This is a genomic window from Microbacterium sp. Root53, from assembly GCF_001426925.1.
GTDB lineage: Bacteria > Actinomycetota > Actinomycetes > Actinomycetales > Microbacteriaceae > Microbacterium.
Genome location: NZ_LMFR01000021.1, coordinates 76435 through 97439 on the forward strand (window position 1 = coordinate 76435; position 21005 = coordinate 97439).

General features: G+C 71.9%; 15 protein-coding genes. 11 read left to right on the forward strand and 4 right to left on the reverse strand.

Going from position 1 to position 21005, the window contains the following annotated elements; translation table 11 throughout:
- Positions 1–138: 138 nt before the first annotated feature.
- The 3 genes from ASD19_RS09405 to ASD19_RS09415 all read left to right on the forward strand — a co-directional run bounded on the left by ASD19_RS09405 (position 139) and on the right by ASD19_RS09415 (position 6202).
- A complete protein-coding gene (locus tag ASD19_RS09405) occupies positions 139–3546 on the forward strand; it encodes a pyruvate carboxylase (RefSeq protein ID WP_055991694.1) in 3408 nt (1135 codons plus the stop codon).
- Between the two features lie 89 nt (positions 3547–3635).
- Positions 3636–5714, forward strand: coding sequence for a nucleotide-binding protein (locus ASD19_RS14835; RefSeq protein WP_235563015.1), 2079 nt, complete (start codon positions 3636–3638; stop codon positions 5712–5714).
- On the forward strand, positions 5711–6202 hold the full coding sequence (locus tag ASD19_RS09415) for a peptide deformylase (protein ID WP_055991697.1): 492 nt from the start codon (positions 5711–5713) through the stop codon (positions 6200–6202). The genes ASD19_RS14835 and ASD19_RS09415 overlap by 4 nt, the downstream gene beginning before the upstream one ends.
- A 232-nt stretch (positions 6203–6434) precedes the next feature.
- Here the strand turns inward: ASD19_RS09415 and ASD19_RS09420 are convergent, their stop codons facing one another.
- A complete protein-coding gene (locus ASD19_RS09420) occupies positions 6435–8261 on the reverse strand; it encodes an AMP-dependent synthetase/ligase (RefSeq protein ID WP_055991700.1) in 1827 nt (608 codons plus the stop codon).
- A gap of 164 nt (positions 8262–8425) precedes the next feature.
- Here ASD19_RS09420 and ASD19_RS09425 point away from each other — a divergent pair, with 164 nt between their 5' ends.
- Both ASD19_RS09425 and ASD19_RS09430 read left to right on the forward strand, forming a co-directional pair.
- Positions 8426–9181: a lysophospholipid acyltransferase family protein gene (locus ASD19_RS09425; protein ID WP_055992000.1), complete on the forward strand. Its 756-nt coding sequence runs from the start codon at positions 8426–8428 to the stop codon at positions 9179–9181.
- A gap of 43 nt (positions 9182–9224) precedes the next feature.
- Complete coding sequence (locus ASD19_RS09430) at positions 9225–10559, forward strand: class II 3-deoxy-7-phosphoheptulonate synthase (protein ID WP_055991703.1); 1335 nt, start codon at positions 9225–9227, stop codon at positions 10557–10559.
- Positions 10560–10620: 61 nt separating this feature from the next.
- Here the strand turns inward: ASD19_RS09430 and pknB are convergent, their stop codons facing one another.
- Both pknB and ASD19_RS09440 read right to left on the reverse strand, forming a co-directional pair.
- Positions 10621–12600 carry a Stk1 family PASTA domain-containing Ser/Thr kinase gene (gene pknB / locus ASD19_RS09435; RefSeq protein WP_055991706.1) on the reverse strand — a complete coding sequence of 660 codons (1980 nt, stop codon included), beginning with the start codon at positions 12598–12600 and terminating at the stop codon, positions 10621–10623.
- 70 nt (positions 12601–12670) lie between these two features.
- Positions 12671–14203: a LysM peptidoglycan-binding domain-containing protein gene (locus ASD19_RS09440; RefSeq protein WP_134745666.1), complete on the reverse strand. Its 1533-nt coding sequence runs from the start codon at positions 14201–14203 to the stop codon at positions 12671–12673.
- A gap of 251 nt (positions 14204–14454) precedes the next feature.
- Between ASD19_RS09440 and ASD19_RS09445 the strand changes: the two genes are divergently transcribed.
- Positions 14455–14766: an Rv2175c family DNA-binding protein gene (locus ASD19_RS09445; protein ID WP_055992003.1), complete on the forward strand. Its 312-nt coding sequence runs from the start codon at positions 14455–14457 to the stop codon at positions 14764–14766.
- A gap of 14 nt (positions 14767–14780) precedes the next feature.
- On the opposite strand, the gene ASD19_RS09450 is transcribed toward ASD19_RS09445, so the two are convergent.
- Entirely contained in the window at positions 14781–15878 is a 1098-nt protein-coding gene (locus ASD19_RS09450; RefSeq protein ID WP_055991713.1) for a polyprenyl synthetase family protein, read from the reverse strand.
- 68 nt (positions 15879–15946) lie between these two features.
- Between ASD19_RS09450 and ASD19_RS09455 the strand changes: the two genes are divergently transcribed.
- The 5 genes from ASD19_RS09455 to ASD19_RS09475 all read left to right on the forward strand — a co-directional run bounded on the left by ASD19_RS09455 (position 15947) and on the right by ASD19_RS09475 (position 20963).
- Complete coding sequence (locus ASD19_RS09455; protein ID WP_055991716.1) at positions 15947–16336, forward strand: DUF3040 domain-containing protein; 390 nt, start codon at positions 15947–15949, stop codon at positions 16334–16336.
- A gap of 628 nt (positions 16337–16964) precedes the next feature.
- The gene (gene mraZ / locus ASD19_RS09460; RefSeq protein WP_055991719.1) at positions 16965–17396 is read left to right on the forward strand and encodes a division/cell wall cluster transcriptional repressor MraZ; all 432 of its coding nucleotides are present in this window, start codon (positions 16965–16967) and stop codon (positions 17394–17396) included.
- 119 nt (positions 17397–17515) lie between these two features.
- Positions 17516–18469: a 16S rRNA (cytosine(1402)-N(4))-methyltransferase RsmH gene (gene rsmH / locus ASD19_RS09465; protein WP_055991722.1), complete on the forward strand. Its 954-nt coding sequence runs from the start codon at positions 17516–17518 to the stop codon at positions 18467–18469.
- Positions 18466–19122 (forward strand): hypothetical protein, encoded by a 657-nt coding sequence (locus ASD19_RS09470; RefSeq protein WP_055991725.1) that lies wholly within the window; start codon positions 18466–18468, stop codon positions 19120–19122. Before rsmH ends, ASD19_RS09470 begins: the two co-directional genes overlap by 4 nt.
- Positions 19123–19169: 47 nt before the next feature.
- Positions 19170–20963 carry a peptidoglycan D,D-transpeptidase FtsI family protein gene (locus ASD19_RS09475; protein WP_055991728.1) on the forward strand — a complete coding sequence of 598 codons (1794 nt, stop codon included), beginning with the start codon at positions 19170–19172 and terminating at the stop codon, positions 20961–20963.
- Positions 20964–21005 lie beyond the last annotated feature (42 nt).

Below are 21005 nucleotides of genomic sequence, written 5' to 3' on the forward strand. Positions count from 1 at the left end.
TTACAACGCCCTATGCTGAGAACCACGTCTGCGACCCAGGGTCGCGGACCGCGCGGGGACGGCGGACGGCCCTCCCCGTCAGATGACTCTTGTCCGCCCCGGCGCATCCCCACCCGCCGGGACAGCAGAAGGGCCCGCATGTTCAGCAAGATCCTCGTGGCGAACCGTGGTGAGATCGCGATCCGGGCTTTCCGGGCCGCCTATGAGCTGGGAGCGCGGACCGTCGCGGTCTACCCGTACGAAGACCGCAACTCCCTGCACCGCCTGAAGGCCGACGAGGCGTACCGGATCGGCGAGGAGGGCCACCCGGTCCGCGCCTACCTGGATGTCGACGAGATCGTGCGCGTCGCCGTCGAGTCGGGTGCCGACGCCATCTACCCCGGATACGGCTTCCTCTCGGAGAACCCCGACCTCGCCGCCAAGGCCGCCGCGGCCGGCATCACGTTCATCGGCCCGTCCTCGACGGTGCTCGAGATGGCCGGCAACAAGGTCACGGCCAAGGAGCACGCCATCAAGGCCGGCGTTCCCGTGCTGCGCTCCACCGAGGCGTCGGACGACGTCGACACGCTCGTGGCGCAGTCGGACGAGATCGGCTTCCCGCTGTTCGCGAAGGCGGTCGCCGGCGGCGGCGGCCGCGGCATGCGCCGCGTCGAGACCAAGGCCGAGCTGGCGCCCGCGCTGGCCGAGGCCATGCGCGAGGCGAACAGCGCGTTCGGCGACCCGCGGATGTTCCTGGAGCAGGCCGTCGTGCGCCCGCGCCACATCGAGGTGCAGATCCTCGCCGACAAGTCGGGCGCCACGGTGCACCTGTTCGAGCGCGACTGCTCGCTGCAGCGCCGCCACCAGAAGGTCATCGAGATCGCCCCGGCGCCGAACCTGGACGACTCCATCCGCGCCGACCTGCACCGCTACGCCGTGGCCTTCGCGAAGTCGATCGGCTACGAGAACGCCGGCACCGTCGAGTTCCTCCTCGAGACCGCGGGCGAGCGCGCCGGCCAGGTCGTCTTCATCGAGATGAACCCGCGCATCCAGGTCGAGCACACCGTGACCGAGGAGGTCACGGACGTCGACCTCGTGCAGTCGCAGATGCGGATCGCCGCGGGCGAGACGCTCGCCGACCTCGGGCTCGAGCAGGAGTCGATCCACCTGCGCGGCGCGGCCCTGCAGTGCCGCATCACGACCGAGGACCCGGCGCAGGGCTTCCGCCCTGACACGGGCAAGATCACGACCTACCGCTCGCCGGGCGGCGCGGGCATCCGCCTCGACGGCGGCACCACGGCCGCCGGCGCGCAGGTGAGCCCGCACTTCGACTCGATGCTCGCCAAGCTCACGTGCCGCGGCCGCGACTTCGGCGCTGCCGTCGCGCGCGCCCGTCGCGCCCTGGCCGAGTTCCGCATCCGCGGCGTCGCGACCAACATCCCGTTCCTGCAGGCCGTCCTCGACGACCCGCAGTTCGTGAAGGGCGACGTCTCGACGTCGTTCATCGACGAGCGTCCCGAGCTGCTCGCGGGCCGCGTGTCGAAGGACCGCGGATCGAAGGTCCTGAACTGGCTCGTCGACGTCACCGTCAACAAGCCCAACGGCGAGAACCCGCTCGGCATCGCGCCCGCGGTCAAGCTGCCCGCGATCGACCTGGCGACCCCGGCGCCCGCCGGATCGCGCCAGCGCCTGCAGGAGTTCGGCCCCGAGGGCTTCGCCCGCGCGCTGCGCGAGCAGACCGCCCTGGCCGTCACCGAGACGACGTTCCGCGACGCGCACCAGTCGCTCCTCGCGACCCGCGTGCGCACCAGGGACCTCGTGGCGGTCGCGCCCCACGTCGCCCGCCTCACGCCGCAGCTGCTGTCGGTCGAGGCCTGGGGTGGCGCCACGTACGACGTCGCGCTGCGCTTCCTCGCCGAGGACCCGTGGGAGCGCCTCGACAAGCTGCGCGAGGCCCTGCCGAACGTCGCGATCCAGATGCTCCTGCGCGGCCGCAACACGGTCGGCTACACGCCGTACCCGACGGAGGTGACGGACGCGTTCGTGCGCGAGGCGGCGGCGAGCGGCATCGACATCTTCCGCATCTTCGACGCGCTCAACGACGTCTCGCAGATGCGCCCGGCGATCGACGCGGTGCGCGCGACCGGCACCTCGGTCGCGGAGGTCGCGGTCTGCTACACCGGCGACCTGCTGAACCCCGGCGAGACCCTGTACACGCTCGACTACTACCTGCGCCTCGCGGAGCAGATCGTCGACGCCGGCGCGCACATCCTGGCCATCAAGGACATGGCGGGCCTGCTGCGCCCGGCCGCGGCCGCCAAGCTCGTCTCGGCGTTCCGCGAGCGCTTCGACCTGCCCGTCCACGTGCACACGCACGACACCCCGGGCGGCCAGCTCGCCACCCTGCTCGCGGCCAGCGCCGCGGGCGCCGACGCGGTCGACGCGGCCGCCGCCCCGATGGCCGGCACCACGAGCCAGCCGTCGCTGTCGGCGCTGGTCGCCGCGCTCGCGCACACCGAGCGCGACACGGGCATCGACCTGCAGGCGGTCTCCGACCTCGAGCCGTACTGGGAGGCCGTGCGCCACCTGTACAAGCCGTTCGAGTCGGGCCTGGCCGGGCCCACGGGCCGCGTGTACAAGCACGAGATCCCGGGCGGCCAGCTCTCGAACCTGCGCCAGCAGGCGATCGCGCTGGGCCTGGCCGACGACTTCGAGCTGATCGAGGACATGTACGCGGCCGCCAACGACATCCTCGGGCGCGTACCCAAGGTCACGCCCTCTTCGAAGGTCGTGGGCGACCTCGCGCTGCACCTCGCCGCCGTCAAGGCCGACCCCGCCGACTTCGAGCAGAACCCGCACAAGTACGACGTGCCGGACTCCGTCGTGGCGTTCATGGCGGGCGAGCTGGGCGACCTGCCCGGCGGATGGCCCGAGCCCTTCCGCTCGAAGGTGCTTGCGGGCCGCGACATCAAGCCGAGCATCACGCCGCTGGAGCCGGCCGACGCCGAGGCCCTCGAGGGCGAGTCGGCGCAGCGCCGCTCGACGCTGAACCGTCTGCTGTTCCCGCAGCCGACCAAGGCGTTCGAGACCGCGCGCGAGACGTACGGCGACCTCTCGGTGCTCGACACCGCTGACTACCTGTACGGGCTCGAGCAGGGCGGCGAGCACGTCGTCGAGATCGAGCGCGGCGTGCAGCTGTTCGTCGGCCTCGAGGCGATCGGCGAGCCGGACGACAAGGGCTACCGCTCGGTCATGACGACGCTCAACGGCCAGCTGCGACCCGTCGCCGCGCGCGACCGAAGCATCGAGGTCGAGACGCACGCCGCCGAGAAGGCGGACACGTCCAAGCCCGGCCAGGTCGCCGCGCCGTTCTCCGGCGTGGTCACCCTCAAGGTGGCGGTCGGCGACCGCGTCGAGGCCGGCCAGGCGGTCGCGTCGATCGAGGCCATGAAGATGGAGGCGGCGATCACCACCACGCACGGCGGAATCGTCGAGCGGCTCGCGGTCGGCCCCACCCAGCAGGTGGACGGCGGCGACCTTTTGGTCGTCATCGCCACCGGACAGTAATCTGGGGGGCGCCCGGCCTCGCCCGGGCGCCGGGGCGGGAGGGGCTCGCCCGTGTGGGGACAGCACCCCGTTGGAGTGAAGCCGCAGTGGTGAAGAAGATCACGACCGATCCCGATGACTTCGAGGCGGGCGGCGAGGACCACGGCGTCCTCGCCGCCGCCGGCCTCGACACCACGGCGATCGGCATCCTGAGCCCGCAGACGGCCCAGGTGCGCGTCGTGCTGCCGCAGGTGCTCGAGGAGCCCGACGACGAGGTCGTCGACGACGAGATCGAGCCCGGCGATCTGCGCAGCGGGGGCATCGTGATCGAGCTGCCCGCCGACGAGGTCGACGAGATCGAGGCCGCTGCCGAGGCCGCGGAGACCGCGGGGGACGAGACGACCCTCACGGGCGAGATCATCGAGGAGCCCGGCGACGCCGAGGAGCACGACGCCGCGGAGGACCTCGGTCCGGACGTCGAGCACGAGGTGATCGACGTGGTCGTCGTGTCGGATGCCGCGGATGCCGCAGATGAGCCCGAGGACGGCGTCGATCGGACCGAGGACGCCGAGCCCGGCGCGTCCGGATCCGAGCAGTCCGAGTCGGAGGAGTCCGAGTCCGAGGAGTCCGACGCCGAGGAGCTCGAGGCCGAGGCCTCGGGCTTCGACGAGCCGGAGTCCGAAGAGCCCGAGAACGGGTCCCAGGACGAGCTCGAGGAGAGCGAGCCCGAAGACGCCGAGGGGATCGAGGCGGCCGCAGACGCCGACGAGATCCCGGAGGAGCCGGACGCCGTCGCGGCGCAGGTCGACGCCTGGCGTGCCGCCGCGGCCGCGCTCGCGGCCGAGCACGCCGCCGCGCACGCGGTGCCCGATCCCGCCGAGGCCGAGGGCTCCGACGACGACGAATCCCCGGAAGAGGGAGAGGACGCGTTCGCGCACCTGTTCGACGACGAGGACGAGCCCGACGACGCGGACGAGGCGGAGGACTCGGACCACGCGGAGGACGCGCACGGCGCGGAGGACGCGGACGACGTGACCCCCGAGGCGCCGCTCGCCGAGGATCCCGCGCCGGCGACGCCCGCGCAGCGCCCCCAGACGTTCGCCCGGCTGTGGGCGGAGGAGACGGCCGCAGCGCGCGCCGCGTCCACGAGCCTCGAGCCGGCGCCCCTCACGAAGACGCAGACGACAGGAGCACTCGAGATGACCGCGCGACGCCTGGAGGATCTCGGCAGGAACGCGGATCGCGAGTCCAGCGATCTGCTCACGCCCGACCGCGTGCTCAACCCGCAGCGCGCGCCGAAGGCGGCGCCGGAGGGCGTGTGGAGCGAGCTCGTGTACGGCCTCACCGGCGGCCGCGTGAACCTCGGCGACAGCCGCAAGGCGCGTGCGCGCAAGGCGCTGGAGGCGCGTGTCGCGGCCCCGCTGGCCGGGGAGACGCGGTTCGTGCCGGTGCTCAGCCGCAAGGGCGGAGTCGGCAAGACCACCGTCACGACGCTGCTCGGGATGGCGCTCGCCGACGGCCGCGATGACCGCGTGATCGCGATCGACGCGAACCCCGACCGCGGCACGCTCGCCGACCGCATCGGCAAGCGCGTCGACAAGACCGTGCGCGACCTGGTCCACACGGCCGGCGACATCCGCGGCTTCAGCGACATGTCCCGGTTCGTCGCGCGCGACGAGACGCGCCTGGACGTGCTCGCGTCGGACACCGACCCGCGCATCTCGCAGGCCTTCGGCGAGGAGGACTACCGCACGGTCGCGGACGTGGCCGAGCACTTCTACTCGCTCGTGCTGACCGACACCGGGACCGGCATCATCCACTCGGTGATGAGCGCGACGCTGAAGCACGCCGACCAGCTGGTGATCGTGACCGGCCTGAGCCTCGACGAGGTGCGCCTGGCGTCCGAGACCCTGACGTGGCTCGAGTCGAACGGCTACGAGGACCTCGCGCGCAACAGCATCGTGGTGCTCAACCAGCAGTCCGCCGGTGCGCCGATGGTGCGCCTGAGCGAGCTCGAGGTGCACTTCGGCAGCCGGGTGCGCACGGTCGTCCACCTGCCCTACGACCCGGCCCTCGCCACGGGCAGCGCGATCGTGTACCGCGAGCTGCAGCCGCAGACCCGTCAGGCCGCGCGCGAGCTCGCCGCCCGCGTGATCGACGGCCTGCGCGCCGAGGGCCGCACGGCGTGACCGCGCGCGAGATCCGCCTGTACGGCGACCCCGTGCTGCGCACGCCGTGCGCCGAGATCGAGACGATCGACGAGGGCGTGCGCGCGCTCGTGCAGGACCTGCTGGACTCGGTGGCGCTGCCCGGCCGCGCCGGCGTCGCGGCACCCCAGATCGGCGTCGCCCTGCGCGCCTTCAGCTACAACATCGACGGCGACATCGGATACATCCTCAACCCGCGCCTGGTCGAGGTCCGCGGCGAGCCGGAGCCCACGGGGGAGGGGTGCCTGTCGGTGCCCGGCCTGTGGCACGACGCGCTGCGCCATCCCTACGCGCGCGCCGAGGGCATCGACCTGGACGGCCGCCCCGTCGTGCTCGAGGGCGAGGGGCTGATGGCCCAGATGCTCCAGCACGAGACCGACCACCTCGACGGCGTCGTCTACCTGCAGCGCCTCACCAAGGAGGAGCGCGCCAAGGCCATGAAAGCCGTCCGCGAGTCCGACTGGTTTTGATTTTCTCTGCTCGGTGATCCCCCGCTCAGTTCGGGAGGGGGATCACCTGTTCCCCTGTGCGAGCGAAGCGAGCGTGGAGCGAAGTGACTGCCGACCACCTCGAGAACGCGATCTTCCCGCCCGGGATGGAGCGCCAGCGACAGCCCGCGATCGAGAGTCCCGGCGCGCCAGCGCCGGGCGAGCGATCGCGCACGCACCATGCACTACCCCGCGAAGCGGGAAATAAAGAATCTCAGCCGAGCGAGACGTTGCTGGTCGAGGTCGGCGTGGAGTAGAGCTCATCGATCTCGCGCGCGAAGTCCTTGACGATCTCGGCGCGCTTGATCGACATCTTGGGCGTCAGGTGGCCGGTGGCCTCGGTCCACTCGGTCCCGAGGATGGCGAACTTGCGGATCGACTCGGCGCGCGACACCTTCGTGTTGGCCTCGTCGATCGCCCGCTGCACCTCGGCCCGGACGGTCGGGTTCTGCGCGGCCTGCTCCAGCGTCAGGTCGGAGCTCTCGCCGTGCGTGGCCAGCCAGGCCGGAAGCATCTCGGGGTCGAGCGTCACGAGCGCCGAGATGAAGGGCTTCTGGTCGCCGACCACGACCACCTGGGCGACGATCGGGTTCGCGCGGATGGGGTCCTCGAGCGCGGCGGGGGCGACGTTCTTGCCGCCGGCCGTGACGATGATCTCCTTCTTGCGGCCCGTGATCGTGAGGTACCCGTCGGCGTCGAACGACCCGATGTCGCCCGTGCGGAACCACTCGCCGTCGAACGCCTCGGCGGTGGCCTCGGGGTTCTTCCAGTACTCCTTGAACACGTTGACGCCCTTGACCTGGATCTCGCCGTCCTCGGCCGCGCGCACCGCCACGCCGGGAAGCGCGGGGCCGACCGTGCCGACCTTGCTGAGGCCCGGCAGGTTGACCGTCGCGGGAGCCGTGGTCTCGGTGAGGCCGTAGCCCTCCAGGATCGTGATCCCGAGGCTGTGGTAGAAGTGGCCCAGGCGCGGGCCCAGGGGAGCGGAGCCCGAGACGGCGTACGTGACCCGGCCGCCCATGAGCGCGCGCAGCTTGGAGTAGACGAGCTTGTCGAACAGCGCGAACTTGACCTTCAGGCCCAGGCCGATCCGCTCGCCGTCCTGCAGGCGACGCGAGTGCTCCACGGCGGTCGCGGCAGCCGCACGGAAGATCTTCCCCTTGCCGCCGGCCTCGGACTTCTGCTCGGCCGAGTTGTAGACCTTCTCGAACACGCGGGGGACCGCGAGCAGGAGCGTCGGCTGGAAGGATCCGAGCGTCTTGACGAGGTTCTTGGTGTTGGGCTCGTGGCCGGTCTTGACGCCGGCGTGGATGTAGAGGACCGACATGAACCGGGCGAACACGTGCGCGGTCGTGATGAACAGGACGGTGGAGGCGCCCGGCTGGTGGACGACCTCGCTCAGCGCCTCGGCCGCGTTGCGGGCCGTCTCGACGAAGTTGCTGTGCGTGAGCACGCACCCCTTCGGGCGGCCGGTCGAACCGGACGTGTAGATCAGCGTCGCGATGTCGGAGCCCTTCGCCAGGCTGCGGCGGCGCTCGATCTCCGCGTCGGGCACGTCGGCACCGCGCGCGCTCAGGTCGGCGATCATGCCCTCGTCCATGCGCCATACCGACCCGACGAGCGGCAGCTCCGCCTTGACCTGCTGGAACGTGTCGTGGTGCGCGGCCGTCTCGACGATCAGGCCCACCGCGCCCGAGTCGGACAGGATCCACTGCACCTGCGCGGGCGAGCTGGTCTCGTAGACCGGGACCATGACGGCGCCCGCGTAGAACAGCGCGAAGTCGACGAGCGTCCAGTCGTACGTGGTCTTGGCGAGGAAGCCGATCTTGTCTCCCGGCTGCACGCCGGCCGCGACGAAGCCCTTCGCGAGAGCGATGACCTGCCGCTCGAACTCGGCCGCGGTGACGTCGCGCCAGCCGTCGCCCTCGGGGATCCCGAAGATCACCTTGTCGGGCGTGGTGCGGGCTCGCTCGACGAGCAGGTCGGCGACGTTCGCCTCGGGGTCGGCGGGGACGATCGCGGGGGTCGAGAACTCGCTCACGGCAGCTCCTTCGGTACCGGATGGGCAGGCTGGCTCGAGTCTAGTCACGCGGGAGCATCGCGCCCATGCGCGACGCGATCCGAAGGGGCCGCGCGCCCGCCCGCTAGACTTCAGTGCGCGCCGCCGCGAGGGCGGCCGCGGCGGCTCGAAGGGATGTGCTCGCGGTGTTCTACTGGCTGATGAAGTACATCGTCGTCGGGCCGATCGTGAAGGCGATCTTCCGGCCGTGGATCGTCGGCGCCGAGCACATCCCGCCGACCGGCGCGGCGATCCTCGCCAGCAACCACCTGTCGGTGTCGGACTCGATCTTCCTGCCGCTCATGATCGAGCGGCCCATGACGTTCCTCGCGAAGGCCGAGTACTTCACGGGCCGCGGCCTCAAGGGCTGGGCGACGAAGTGGTTCATGAAGGGAACGGGCCAGATCCCGATCGACCGCTCGGGCGGATCCGCGTCGGAGGCCGCGCTCAACACGGCGCTGCAGGTGCTCGGCCGCGGTGACCTGCTCGGCATCTACCCGGAGGGCACCCGCAGCCCCGACGGCATCCTGTACCGCGGCCGGACGGGCATCGCCCGCATGGCCCTGGAGGCGAAGGTGCCGGTCATCCCCGTCGTCATGGTCGACACCGACACGATGATGCCGATCGGCACGACCATTCCGCGCGTCGTGCGGGTGGGCGTCGTGATCGGCGAGCCGCTCGACTTCAGCCGCTACGAGGGCATGGAGAACGACCGCTACATCCTCCGCTCGGTGACCGACGAGATCATGGTGGCGATCCAGCGGCTGGGGCAGCAGAGGTACCGCGACGTCTACGCGTCGTCGGTCAAGAACCAGCTCGCCGCGCAGGCCCGGTCGGCCGCGCCTGCAGACGAGGCGCTGGCCGAGGCGCCGACAGCCGGAGCCGCGTCGCCCGCCGACTGACACGCGGTGCTCGGAGGCCCCGAGACGCCGGTAGCATCGTGGGGTGCGAAACACCGACCCTCTGGACATCTGGCGATCCCTTCCGATCAAGCAGCAGCCGGAGTGGCCGGACTATTCGGAGGTCGAGCGCGTCTCGGCCGAGCTCGCCCAGCAGCCGCCGCTCGTCTTCGCGGGCGAGGTCGACAGCCTGAAGCACCGCCTCGGCGAGGCCGCGGCGGGCCGGTCGTTCCTGCTGCAGGGCGGCGACTGCGCCGAGACCTTCGCGGGCGCGACGGCCGACAAGATCCGCAACCGCGTCAAGACGCTGCTGCAGATGGCCGTGGTGCTGACGTACGGCGCATCCATGCCGGTCATCAAGATGGGCCGCATGGCGGGCCAGTTCGCCAAGCCGCGCTCGAGCGACCTCGAGACGCGCGGCGACGTGACCCTGCCGGCCTACCGCGGCGACATCGCGAACGGGTATGACTTCACGGCCGTCTCGCGCACGCCTGACCCCCAGCGGCTGCTGAAGGCGTACCACACCTCGGCCTCGACGCTGAACCTCATCCGTGCGTTCACGCAGGGCGGCTTCGCCGACCTGCGCGAGGTGCACTCGTGGAACAAGGGCTTCGCCGAGAACCCGGCGAACCAGCGTTACGAGGGCCTGGCGCGCGAGATCGACCGCGCCGTCAAGTTCATGGAGGCCGCCGGGGCGGACTTCGACGAGCTGCGCCGCGTCGAGTTCTACACGGGCCACGAGGGCCTGCTGATGGACTACGAGCGCCCGCTGACGCGTATCGACTCGCGCACCGGCACGCCGTACAACACGTCGGCGCACTTCCTGTGGATCGGCGAGCGCACGCGCGACCTCGACGGCGCGCACGTCGACTACTTCTCGCGCATCCGCAACCCCATCGGAGTCAAGCTCGGCCCGACCACCACGCCGGAGACGGCGCTGGCGCTGATCGACAAGCTCGACCCCGAGCGCGAGCCGGGGCGCCTGACGTTCATCACGCGCATGGGCGCCGGGAAGATCCGCGACGCGCTGCCGCCGCTGCTCGAGGCCGTCAAGGACTCGGGCGCCCTGCCGCTGTGGGTCACCGACCCCATGCACGGCAACGGCATCACGACGCCGACCGGCTACAAGACGCGCCGCTTCGACGACGTCGTGGACGAGGTCCGCGGCTTCTTCGAGGCGCACCGCGCCGTCGGGACGTACCCGGGCGGCATCCACGTCGAGCTCACGGGCGACGACGTCACGGAGTGCCTGGGCGGATCCGAGCAGATCGACGAGGCAACGCTCGCGACCCGCTACGAGTCGCTGTGCGACCCGCGCCTGAACCACATGCAGTCGCTCGAGCTGGCCTTCCTCGTGGCGGAGGAGCTCGAGAAGCGCTGAGCGCGTACGCGGAACGCCCCGGATCTCCTCGCGAGATCCGGGGCGTTCGGCTTTCCGGTCGTCAGTCGCGCAGGTCGATCGAGATCTCGACGGTCGTGCCCGCGCGGTGCCAGCTGCCCGCCTCCACCGACTGGGACTTGACCTCGGTGTGTTCGTTCATCGCGATGTTCCAGGGGAAGACCACACCGGCGACTTCGAAGTTCGCGGAGAGCGCGTTCACGGCCTCGTCACGGGTCAGGCCCACGACGTTGGGCACCTCGAACAGCTGCGGCCCGAGCGAGTTGACGATCGTGATCGCATCCCCGGGGCGCCAGTTGCCCTCCTCCGCGCGCGGCTCGACGCGGATGACGGTGTCGGCGGCGACGGTCTCGCTGTACTCCTCGGCCACGGTCACGGTGAGCCCGGCGTCCTCGAGGGTCTTCTGCGCCTCGCCGATCGGGCGTCCGGTCACGTCGGGCAGCGGCCCGAGCGACACGACGAAGTCGGCGGCGTCGCCCTGGTGCGCCGCGCAGCCCTCGAAGCACGGCACGCGCTCCTCCGTGCCGGCCGGGATGATCTCCAGGCCGATGACCTGGTCGTCCGGGGCGTCGGAGTAGAGCTCGAGGTTCTCGGCGTCGTCGTACGAGATGTGCTGCTCGCCGAGCACCCGCTGCGCGTCCGCCAGCGACAGGCCCTCGAACGAGCCGAGCTCGACGGGCGCGGGGCCGGAGGAGGTCACGACCGTGATCGTCTCGCCCTTGTCCACCCGCTCGCCCGCACCGGGCTCGGTGTACATCGCCTCGCCGACCGGCACGTCGAGTGCGGGCTCGGCCCGCTCGACGCCCTCCAGCTCGAGCTCCTCGAGGGCGGCGACCGCCTCGGCGAACGAGAGACCGGCGACCGATGGCACCGCGACCTGGGAACCGGGGCCCGAGCCGAACCACCAGCCGGCGCCGCCCGCGGCGGCCGCGAGCAGCAGCACGAGCGCGACCAGCAGACCCCCGCGGCGGCGGCGCTTCTCCATGCGGTGGCGCAGGCGTGCGGCGTTGTCGCGGTCGTCGACCGCGCCCGTGCCGGGCAGCTCTCCCGTGACCTCGCCCGTGCCGGACAGGCCGCCGGGCAGAATCCGGGTGGCCCCGGAGGTCAGGCCCTCGGCGGGGAGCACACGCGTCTCGAACGCGGCGGGGGAGGAGCTGCGGGTCGTCAGCGGGGCGATGCCGAGCTCGCGCTCGATCTCGCGGAGCCGCTCGAGCATCTCCTGCGCGTCGGACGGGCGCTCATCCGGGTCCTTCTCGGTCGCCCACAGCACCAGCTCGTCGAGCTGCTCCGGCACGCCGGGGTTCTTGACGCTGGGGCGCGGAACGGAGTCGGTCGCGTGCTGGAAGGCGATCTGCATGGGCTGCTCGCCCTTGTACGGCTGCTCGCCCGCGAGCATCTCGTAGAGCAGGATGCCGAGCGCGTAGATGTCGCTGCGGGCGTCGGCCGTGCCGCGCGTGACGAGCTCCGGAGCCAGGTACGCGATCGTGCCGAGCAGCTGCTGGCCTGTCGCGGTGTTGGCGGATGTCGCGCGCGCGAGGCCGAAGTCGCCGATCTTGATGCGGCCGTCCTCGGCCAGCAGCACGTTCTCGGGCTTCACGTCGCGGTGGATCAGACCCGCGTGGTGCGCGGCCGCCAGGCCCGACAGCACGGCGTCCATGATCGTGATGGTCTGCGTCACGGTGAGCCGGCGCTGCTCCTTGAGCAGCTCGCGCAGCGTGATGCCCGGGAGGTACTCCATGACCAGGTAGGCGAGCTCGCCGTCCTGGCCCTGGTCGTACACGTTCACGACGTGCGGGTCCGACAGCCTCGCGGCCGAGCGCGCCTCCTGGATGAAGCGGCTCTGGAAGACGCTGTCGTCGCTCAGGTGCCCGTGCATCACCTTGAGCGCGACACGACGCTCGAGGCGCAGGTCGGTCGCGACGTACACGGTGGCCATCCCGCCGCGCGCGATGCGCGCCCGGACCCGGTACCGGCCGTCGACAAGTCGCCCGATGAGGGGATCGACCTGCTGACTCGTGCTCACGGTTGGATTCTACGTTCGAGGCCCGTGGGGAGCCGGGAACGGCGCACCCCACGGGCCTCTCGAGAGCGGATCAGCCGAGCTGGGCGAGCCAGCCGTACGCGGCGGTCTCCCACTGGCCGTAGCGGTTCGGGAACGCCGAGATCTGCACGGCCTGCGCCGCGTCCGTGAACTCCATGCTCTGCCAGCCGCGGATGTCGAGCAGACCGCGCGTGTTCCCCTTGTTCGGGTTGCTCGGGCCGCCGTAGAAGACGCGCGTCGAGCGCTCGCGGTCGAGGATCTGCGCGGGCGTGCCCCATCCGGCGCTCGGGCGCTGCTGGAACAGGCCCAGCGAGTCGCGGTCGCCGTAGTCGAGGTTGCGGATGTTCGACTCGACCATCGCGGTCGCCAGGGCGATCGCGATGCCGCGGTCCGGCACGCCGAGCTGACGGCCGACCGCGATGATGAGGCGGGCGTTCTCGGCCTGCTCGGCGTCGAGGACGGCCGAGCGCTGGATGCGCGGGTCCTCCTGCGCCGCCGCGGTCGCCGCGGCGGGCTTCGGCGTGGGCGCCGAGAGCTTGAGCTTCTGGCCGGGGTAGATGATCGCGCCCTCGGACAGGCCGTTGGCCTTGAGGATCGTCGCGACGCTCGCGCCGTGCTTGGCGGCGATCGCCCAGAGCGTGTCGCCGGCCTTGACCTCGTGCGTCTTGGCGCCCGCGGGCGCGGCGGCGGGGGCGGGGGAGGTCGCGGCCGCGGGGACGGCCGCGGGGGCCGCGGACGAGCCCGAGACCTTGAGCTTCTGGCCGGGGAAGATCGTCGCCGAGGAGCCCAGGCCGTTCAGCTTGATGAGGGCGGCGACCGTGGTGCCGTGGTTGTGGGCGATGCCCCACACCGTGTCGCCGGCCTTGACCGTGTAGGTGGCGCCCGAGGCGGCCACCGGCTTCGAGGTCGCCACCCCGCGCGAGGCGGAGGCGGGGGCGGCGGGCTTCGCCGCGGCGGGCGCGGAACCCGAAACCTTCAGCTTCTGGCCCGGGTAGATCACGGCCGACTCGCTCAGGCCGTTCGCCCGCAGGATCGCCGCGACCGTGGTCTTGTGGTTGTACGCGATGCCCCAGACGGTGTCGCCGGCCTTCACCGTGTACGTCGCGCCGGACGAGGCGGGGGCGGCGGCGGGCTTCGCCGCGGCGGGCTTGGCGGCCGGAGCGGCGGAGCCGCCCGGCGTGAGGCGCAGGACCTGGCCGGGGTAGATCGTGCTGGACCAGCTCAGGCCGTTCCAGGTGAGCACGTCGATCGTGCGGAGGCCGGCGCGGATGGCGATGCGCGTGACCGTGTCCCCGGGCTGCACGACGTGGGTGGCCGGGCGGGCCGCCGTGCGCACGGACGTCTCGATGCGGGGAGCCGGGGCCGCGGCGATCGCATTCGCGCCGGAGATCTGGCCGAAGGCGCCCGTCGGGGACTGGCCCTCGCGCACGCCGTCGCGCATCTTGATCTCGACCGCGGATGCGGGCGTTGCGCCCAGCGAGAGCGCGATGGAGCCCGCAATGGCCACCGGGACGGTGGTGAAGAGCGAGCGCATGGGCTGGCTGGCGCGAGCGTGGCTGGCGCGCGCGGGCAGACGACGGTGCACGATGGGTCCCCCTCGGATCGACTCCGAACACCGTGACACGGAAGTGATGGCGTGTCAACCTGTGATAACTGCCGTGGTCTGTGTTATGTACGGGGTCCGAGTGACGGATGTGACTGATGTGACTAGCTCGTCGGCGACCCGCGCCCGCTGGTGCGGAGGGGTGAGATAGTTGCTCCGTGACCGCGGACAACACCTCCCACGATCAGAACGGCCCCACGCCCGACCCGGACGGGCGGGTCGCCACCGAGTGGCTGACGCTGCCCGACGTCGCCGAGCTCCTGGGCGAGACGCCGGGGCGCGTGCGCCGCCTGCTCGACGAGAAGGCCATCGTCGGCTCCCGACGCGAGGGCCCGCTCAAGGTCCCGGCCGTGTTCTTCCTCGACGGCGCGCTCCTGTCGTCCCTGCGCGGCACGCTGATCGTGCTGCACGACGTGGGCTTCAGCGACGACGAGTCGATCGACTGGCTGCTGACCCCCGAGGACTCCATCGGCGTCGCGCCGATCGAGGCGCTGCGCGCCGGCCGCAAGGCCGAGGTGCGCCGCGTCGCCCAGACCCTGGCCTGAGCGAGCGCCGCGCGTCAGGCGCGGCGGTGCGTCGCCGCGCGGGCCAGTCGGCGGAGCTCACCGGCCGCCTCGGGATCCAGCGGCGCCGCCGCGAGGGCCGCGTCGGCCTCGGCGGCGAAGTCGACGATCAGCTGCTCGACCCGGTCCAGCGCGCCCGAGCTCTGGATCGCGCCGCGCAGGGCCGCGACGTCGTCGTCAGACAGCGCCGGGTCCCCCAGGAGCGCGTCGATCCGGGCCCGGTCCGCCGCCGAAGCGGCGGCGCGCGCGAAGGCGACGAGCGCCGTGCGCTTCCCCTCGCGGAGGTCGTCGCCGGCGGGCTTGCCGGTCTCGGCCGGCTCGCCGAAGACGCCCAGCACGTCGTCCCGCAGCTGGAACGCCATGCCCAGGGGATGGCCGAACGCGCGCAGCGCCTCGCGCTGCACGGCATCGGCACCCGCCAGGGCGGCGCCGATCACGAGCGGCTGCTGCACGCTGTAGCGCGCCGACTTGTAGGACGCCACGCGCAGCGCGCGCTCCGCGTGCGCGTCATCCGGGGCCGTGCTCCACGCGGACTCCTCCGCGATGTCGAGGAACTGCCCGACGGTGACATCCCGCCGCATGCGCGCGTACTCGCCGCGCGCCACTGCCGCCGCGGCCGGATCCGACAGCCGCGCGAGAGACTCCTCGAGCAGGTCGTCGCTCCACGCGACCAGCAGGTCCCCCAGCAGCACCGAACCCGCGCGACCGTACGCGGCCGCGTCGCCGCTCCAGCCCGCGTCGCGATGACCCGACTCCAGCGCGCGGTGCGCCGACGGGCGGCCTCGGCGGGTGTCGGAGTTGTCGATCAGGTCGTCGTGCACGAGTGCGGCCGCCTGGAACACCTCGAGCGCCGCGCACACGCCCACGACGGCGTCGCCGTCGACGCCGGACCCCGCGTCCGAACCCGCCACGCCGCGCCAGCCCCACCAGCAGAACCGCCCGCGAAGGCGCTTCCCGCCGTCCAGCGCGGCGATCGCGTGCTCGGTGAAATCGACCGCTTCCGGGCCCAGTTCGCGGGCCTCGTCGCGGCGTCCGGACGCGAAGCTATCGAGCCGCTGGGAGATCGCTTCGACAAGGGGGAGAGGGGCGGCCACGGGTCTAGCCTAGTTCTCCGCCCGGCGACTAGAATGATGGTCAGCCACACCCACCCGAGGGGGACCCGATGCCACTCTCCGAGCAGGAGCAGCGTCTGCTGGATGAGATGGAGCGCCATCTCATGCAGAACGATGCAGATGTCGTCAGCGCGCCCGTGGGCGCGCCGGTCCTGAGCTACCGCAACCTGGTCGTCGGCGCGATCCTCGTGCTCGTCGGCCTCGGCGCGATCGTCGCCGGTATCGCCCTGTGGGGCACGAGCCTCGCCGCGGGACTCGTGCTCGGCGTCGCGGGATTCGCCGCCATGCTCGGCGGCGTGATCTTCGGCGTCACCCCGGTCCGCGGCAGCACCCCGACCACGCGCGCCGGCCGCACCACCGCCGCGCGCGGCAACCGCGGCGGATCGTTCATGGACCGCATGAACGAGCGGTGGGACCGCCGTCACAACGGCGACGGCTGACCCTCCCTCTCGCTCCACCTGAGCGCCGACCTCCGGGTCGGCGCTTTCTTTTTGAGAAGCGGTCGCACGCGTGCGGGCGCCCCTTCGGGGGCCCTTCGCGAGCGAGAACGTCGCTGACGCTCCGTTCGGCAGCGCTTCGCGCTGCGGGGGCCGCATCCGCGGCACGCTCGCTTCGCTCGCACGACGGTAGATCTCGGACTTCAGGTTCGGTCGTTGTTGAGGCGCGCCGGCGCCGCAGTCGAAACGGGCATTCCCCCCCGGTCGTTGAGCGGAGGCGCGCCGGCGCCGGAGACGAGACGGGCATCCCCCCGGTCGTTGAGCGGAGGCGCGCCGGCGCCGGAGACGAAACGGGCATCCCCTCGGTCGTTGAGCGGAGGCGCGCCAGCGCCGGAGTCGAAACGGGCTGAGCGAGCGAAGCGAGTCGAAGCCGGCATCCGCCCACGCTGGTCGAGCGACTGGACCCGCCGAAATCCCTCCACCGCGCTCCACCGGCGCTCCACTGCGGAATTCCAAGGAAGCCGCGGCGGCGCGCCGGGAAGAATATCGCCGTCCTCTCTAGACAGTGGGGGGAAGTGGAGTAAAGTGGGGGCATCCTCGGGACCGGCCGGACGAAGGGGGGTGAAGGCCGATGCTGTTGGGTACCCACACCCCCAAGCTCGACGACAAAGGCCGCGTCATCCTCCCCGCGAAGTTCCGCGAGGAGCTGGCCGGAGGCGTCGTCGTGACGCGCGGACAGGAACGCTGCCTGTACGTGTTCAGCACGGCCGAGTTCGAGCAGGTCCACGAGCGCGTGCGTCAGGCCCCCCTGAGCAACAAGCAGGCGCGCGACTTCCTGCGCATGTTCCTGTCCGGAGCGAGCGCCGAGACCCCCGACGGCCAGAACCGGATCACGATCCCGCAGCACCTGCGCACGTACGCCGGGCTCGAGAAGGAGCTCGTCGTGACGGGCGTCGGCGCGCACGCGGAGATCTGGGACGCGGCCGCGTGGAACGCGTACCTCGAGAGCAACGAAGAGAGCTATTCGGAGATGGAGCAGGAGGTGATCCCGGGACTGTTCTGAGACGCACCCCCGGTTGTGACTCCCACCCGCAGCCCTGACGCACTTCCCCGGCGCCAGGTCGAGCGGATGGGGATCAGAGCCGGGGGAGCCCCTCGGATCGACACCAGCCCCGACGCATCATGAACCTCCGCGACATCCACATCCCCGTCATGCTCGAGCGCTGCGTCGAGCTGCTCGGCCCCGCGCTCCAGCGCGACGGCGCGGTCTACGTCGACGGCACGCTCGGCATGGGCGGGCACTCCGAGGCGTTCCTGGAGCGCTTCCCGCACATCCGGCAGGTCGGCCTCGACCGCGACCCGGCCGCGCTGCGCATCGCGGGCGAGCGGCTCGCGCCCTTCGCCGACCGGATCACGCTCGTCCACACCGTCTACGACGGCATCGCCGATGCTCTCGCGTCGGCCGGGTACGACCACGCCGACGGCATCCTGTACGACCTGGGCGTGTCCTCCCTGCAGCTGGACGAGGCGGACCGCGGCTTCGCGTACGCGCAGGACGCCCCGCTCGACATGCGGATGGACCCGACCCAGGGCATCACCGCCGCCGATGTGCTCGCGACGTACGGCGAGGGCGACCTGCGGCGGATCTTCGAGCGCTACGGCGAGGAGAAGCTCGCCGGGCGCTACGCGCGCGCGATCATCTCCGCGCGGCAGGAGGCGCCCATCGTGCGCTCGGGCCGGCTGGTGGACATCCTGCAGGCCGCCACTCCGGCGGCTCTGAAGAACGCCGGGCACCCGGCCAAGCGCGTGTTCCAGGCGCTGCGCATCGAGGTGAACGGCGAGCTCGCCGCGCTCGAGCGCGCCATCCCGGCGGCGCTGCGGACGCTGTCGGTCGGCGGGCGTCTCGTGGTGCTGTCGTACCAGTCGCTCGAGGACCGCTTCGTGAAGCGGCTGTTCGCGGAGGCGACCGCGTCGACCGCGCCGAAGGGCCTGCCCATGGAGCTGCCGGAGCACGCGCCGCAGTTCCGGCTGATCGTCAAGGGCGCCGAGCTCGCCGGCGACGAGGAGGCGGCCCGCAACCCCCGCGCCAAGCCCGTGCGGCTGCGCGCCATCGAACGAGTGAGGGAGGCGGCATGAGCGCCGCGAACACGGCCGCCGTGCTGCGCGCGGCGGCACCGCAGCCCCGTCCGGCCCCCGAGCGCGCGCCCGGCCGCCGGCTCCACGCCGTTCCGGCGCCCGCGCCGCGCCGCCGCCCCAAGCTGGGGTACGCGGTCGTCGCGTTCGGCGGCGCCGTGGCGATCGCGGTCGCCCAGATGGGACTGTCCGTGCTCACGACCCAGTCGACGTACGAGCTCGCGGCGCTGAACCAGGAGCGCCGCACGGCGACGCTGCAGGCCCAGGAGCTGCGCGACGAGGTCGCGGGCCTGAGCTCGCCGCAGCACCTCGCGTCCAAGGCCGCGTCGCTCGGCATGGTGATCGACGCCTCGCCCAGCTACCTGCGGCTGAGCGACGGCGCGATCGTGGGCGAGGGCGAGGCCGCGGGCACCGTCTCGACCGTGGATGCCGGCAAGCGCGCCGCGGTCGGCAACGCCCTGCTCGAGCGCAAGCCGGTCGCGACGCCCGTCGCCGGGGGTTCGGCGGAGGCCGGGAAGAAGGCGGCGGCCGCCGACCAGGGCGCTCAGAAGGCCGAGACCGAGAAGGCCGCAGCCGAGAAGGCCGCAGCCGAGAAGGCCGCAGCGGAGCTTCCGCCTCCCCTCACGGAGGGTCTCCCGAGCCCGACCACCCGCTGACCATACGATCCACCCAGACCCACCGCGCCGCACAGCAGGGGAGCCCGATGAATCCGATCGCCAAGCGCTCGGCCCGCCGTCGCACGATGGTCGCCGCGGCTCTGGTCCTGATCGTGCTGGCGGGCTTCGTCGTGCGGCTGATCGACATCCAGGTCGTGCACGCCGACGACCACATCGCGGACTCGCAGCGCACCGGCAACATGACCGGCAGCGAGAAGCTGTGGGGCACCCGCGGCACGATCGTCGACGCGGACGGCGTCGTGCTGGCCAGCAGCACCATGCGGTACGACCTCGCGATCGACCCCGCCCTCGTGGGCGACATCGAGCGCACGCGCGAGGACGGCACGGAGTACACGCAGACGTGGGACGAGCAGGCGGACCTCATCGCGCAGGTCTCCGGCACGTCGGCCGACGAGATCAAGCGGATCGTCGCCGACACGCTCGAGGCAGATCCGGACGCACGCTGGGCGCAGCTCGCGAAGAACCTGTCGACCGCGCAGTACCAGGCGCTCCGCGAGCTCGAGCTGCCGTACCTGGTGTACGACCCCAAGCCATCGCGGACCTACCCCAACGGCGCAGTGGCGGGGAACCTCATCGGCTTCGAGTCCAACGACGGCGACCCGCTCGCCGGCATCGAGCTCGCGCAGGACTCGTGCCTCGAGGCCAAGGACGGCGAGGTCACGTTCGCGAAGGGCGGGGCCGACGGCATCCGCATCCCGGGCTCCGAGCAGGTGACGCCCGCGGTCGACGGCGGGCAGGTGCAGCTCACGCTCGACTCGGATCTGCAGTGGTACATGGAGCAGATGATCGCCGAGGAGACGCAGAACCAGCGCGCCGTCGCGGGCACCGTGACGGTCGTCGACGTGCAGACCGGCCAGATCCGCGCGGCCGCGCAGTACCCCTCCATGGACCCCAACGATGTGCTGGCGTCCGACCCCACGTACCGCGGCTCGCTGATCTTCGGCACCGTCTTCGAGCCGGGATCGACCTTCAAGCCGATCACTGCCGCGATGCTGCTCGAGGAGGGCGTCGCGACGCCCCTGAGCACCACCACGGCCGCCGGCTGGGAGCAGTTCCCCAACGGCGCGCGCGTCGGGGACTCGTTCCAGCACCCGACCTACACCTACACGCTCGCCGGCGCGCTGATCGACTCGTCGAACGTCGCCCTGTCGAAGTTCGGCGAGCTGCTTCCCGACGAGAAGCGCTACGAGTGGCTCAAGCGGTTCGGCATCGGCGGGGGCGCTGTCGTGGGCTTCCCCGGCGAGGAGAACGGCTGGATCCGCCCGGCGTCCGAGTGGGACAACCAGACGCACTACGCCACGACGTTCGGACAGGCCTTCACGGCGACCATCCCGCAGGTCGTCAGCGCGTACCAGACCATCGCGAACGGCGGCGTCCGCGTGCCGCTCAGCCTCATCGAGTCGTGCACCTCGCCCGACGGCGAGTTGACCACGATGGACCCCGGCGAGCCGGAGCGCATCCTGAGCGAGGACACGGCCGAGGACGTGCGCCTGATGCTCGAGAACGTCGGCTTCCAGGGCCCCGTGGCCGAGCAGATCAAGGTGCCGGGCTACAGCATCGCCGCCAAGACCGGAACGGCCCAGAAGACCGACGGCAACGGGCGCTACAAGTCGGGCATCTACTTCACGAGCATCGTGGGCTTCGCGCCCGCCGACGACCCCCAGTACGTGGTCATGATTACGCTCGACGAACCGAAGCGGGTAACCTCTTCTGCGGCCACGGCGCCCGCCCTGCAGAAGGCCATGGAGTACGTCCTGAAGGACCAGCGCGTCCTGCCGGGGGCCTCCGAGCCCGAGACCAAGCTCCCCAAGTTCAAGTGATGCGCGCCCCGCTCCCCGCCGCAGGGCATGAGCGCCTCACGG

Coding starts and splice junctions, on each gene's coding strand:
- ASD19_RS09405 (WP_055991694.1), top strand. CDS start 139: ATGTTCAGCAAGATCCTCGTGGCGAACCGTGGTGAGATCGCGATCCGG.
- ASD19_RS09455 (WP_055991716.1), top strand. CDS start 15,947: ATGCCACTCTCCGAGCAGGAGCAGCGTCTGCTGGATGAGATGGAGCGC.
- mraZ (WP_055991719.1), top strand. CDS start 16,965: ATGCTGTTGGGTACCCACACCCCCAAGCTCGACGACAAAGGCCGCGTC.
- rsmH (WP_055991722.1), top strand. CDS start 17,516: ATGAACCTCCGCGACATCCACATCCCCGTCATGCTCGAGCGCTGCGTC.
- ASD19_RS09470 (WP_055991725.1), top strand. CDS start 18,466: ATGAGCGCCGCGAACACGGCCGCCGTGCTGCGCGCGGCGGCACCGCAG.
- ASD19_RS09475 (WP_055991728.1), top strand. CDS start 19,170: ATGAATCCGATCGCCAAGCGCTCGGCCCGCCGTCGCACGATGGTCGCC.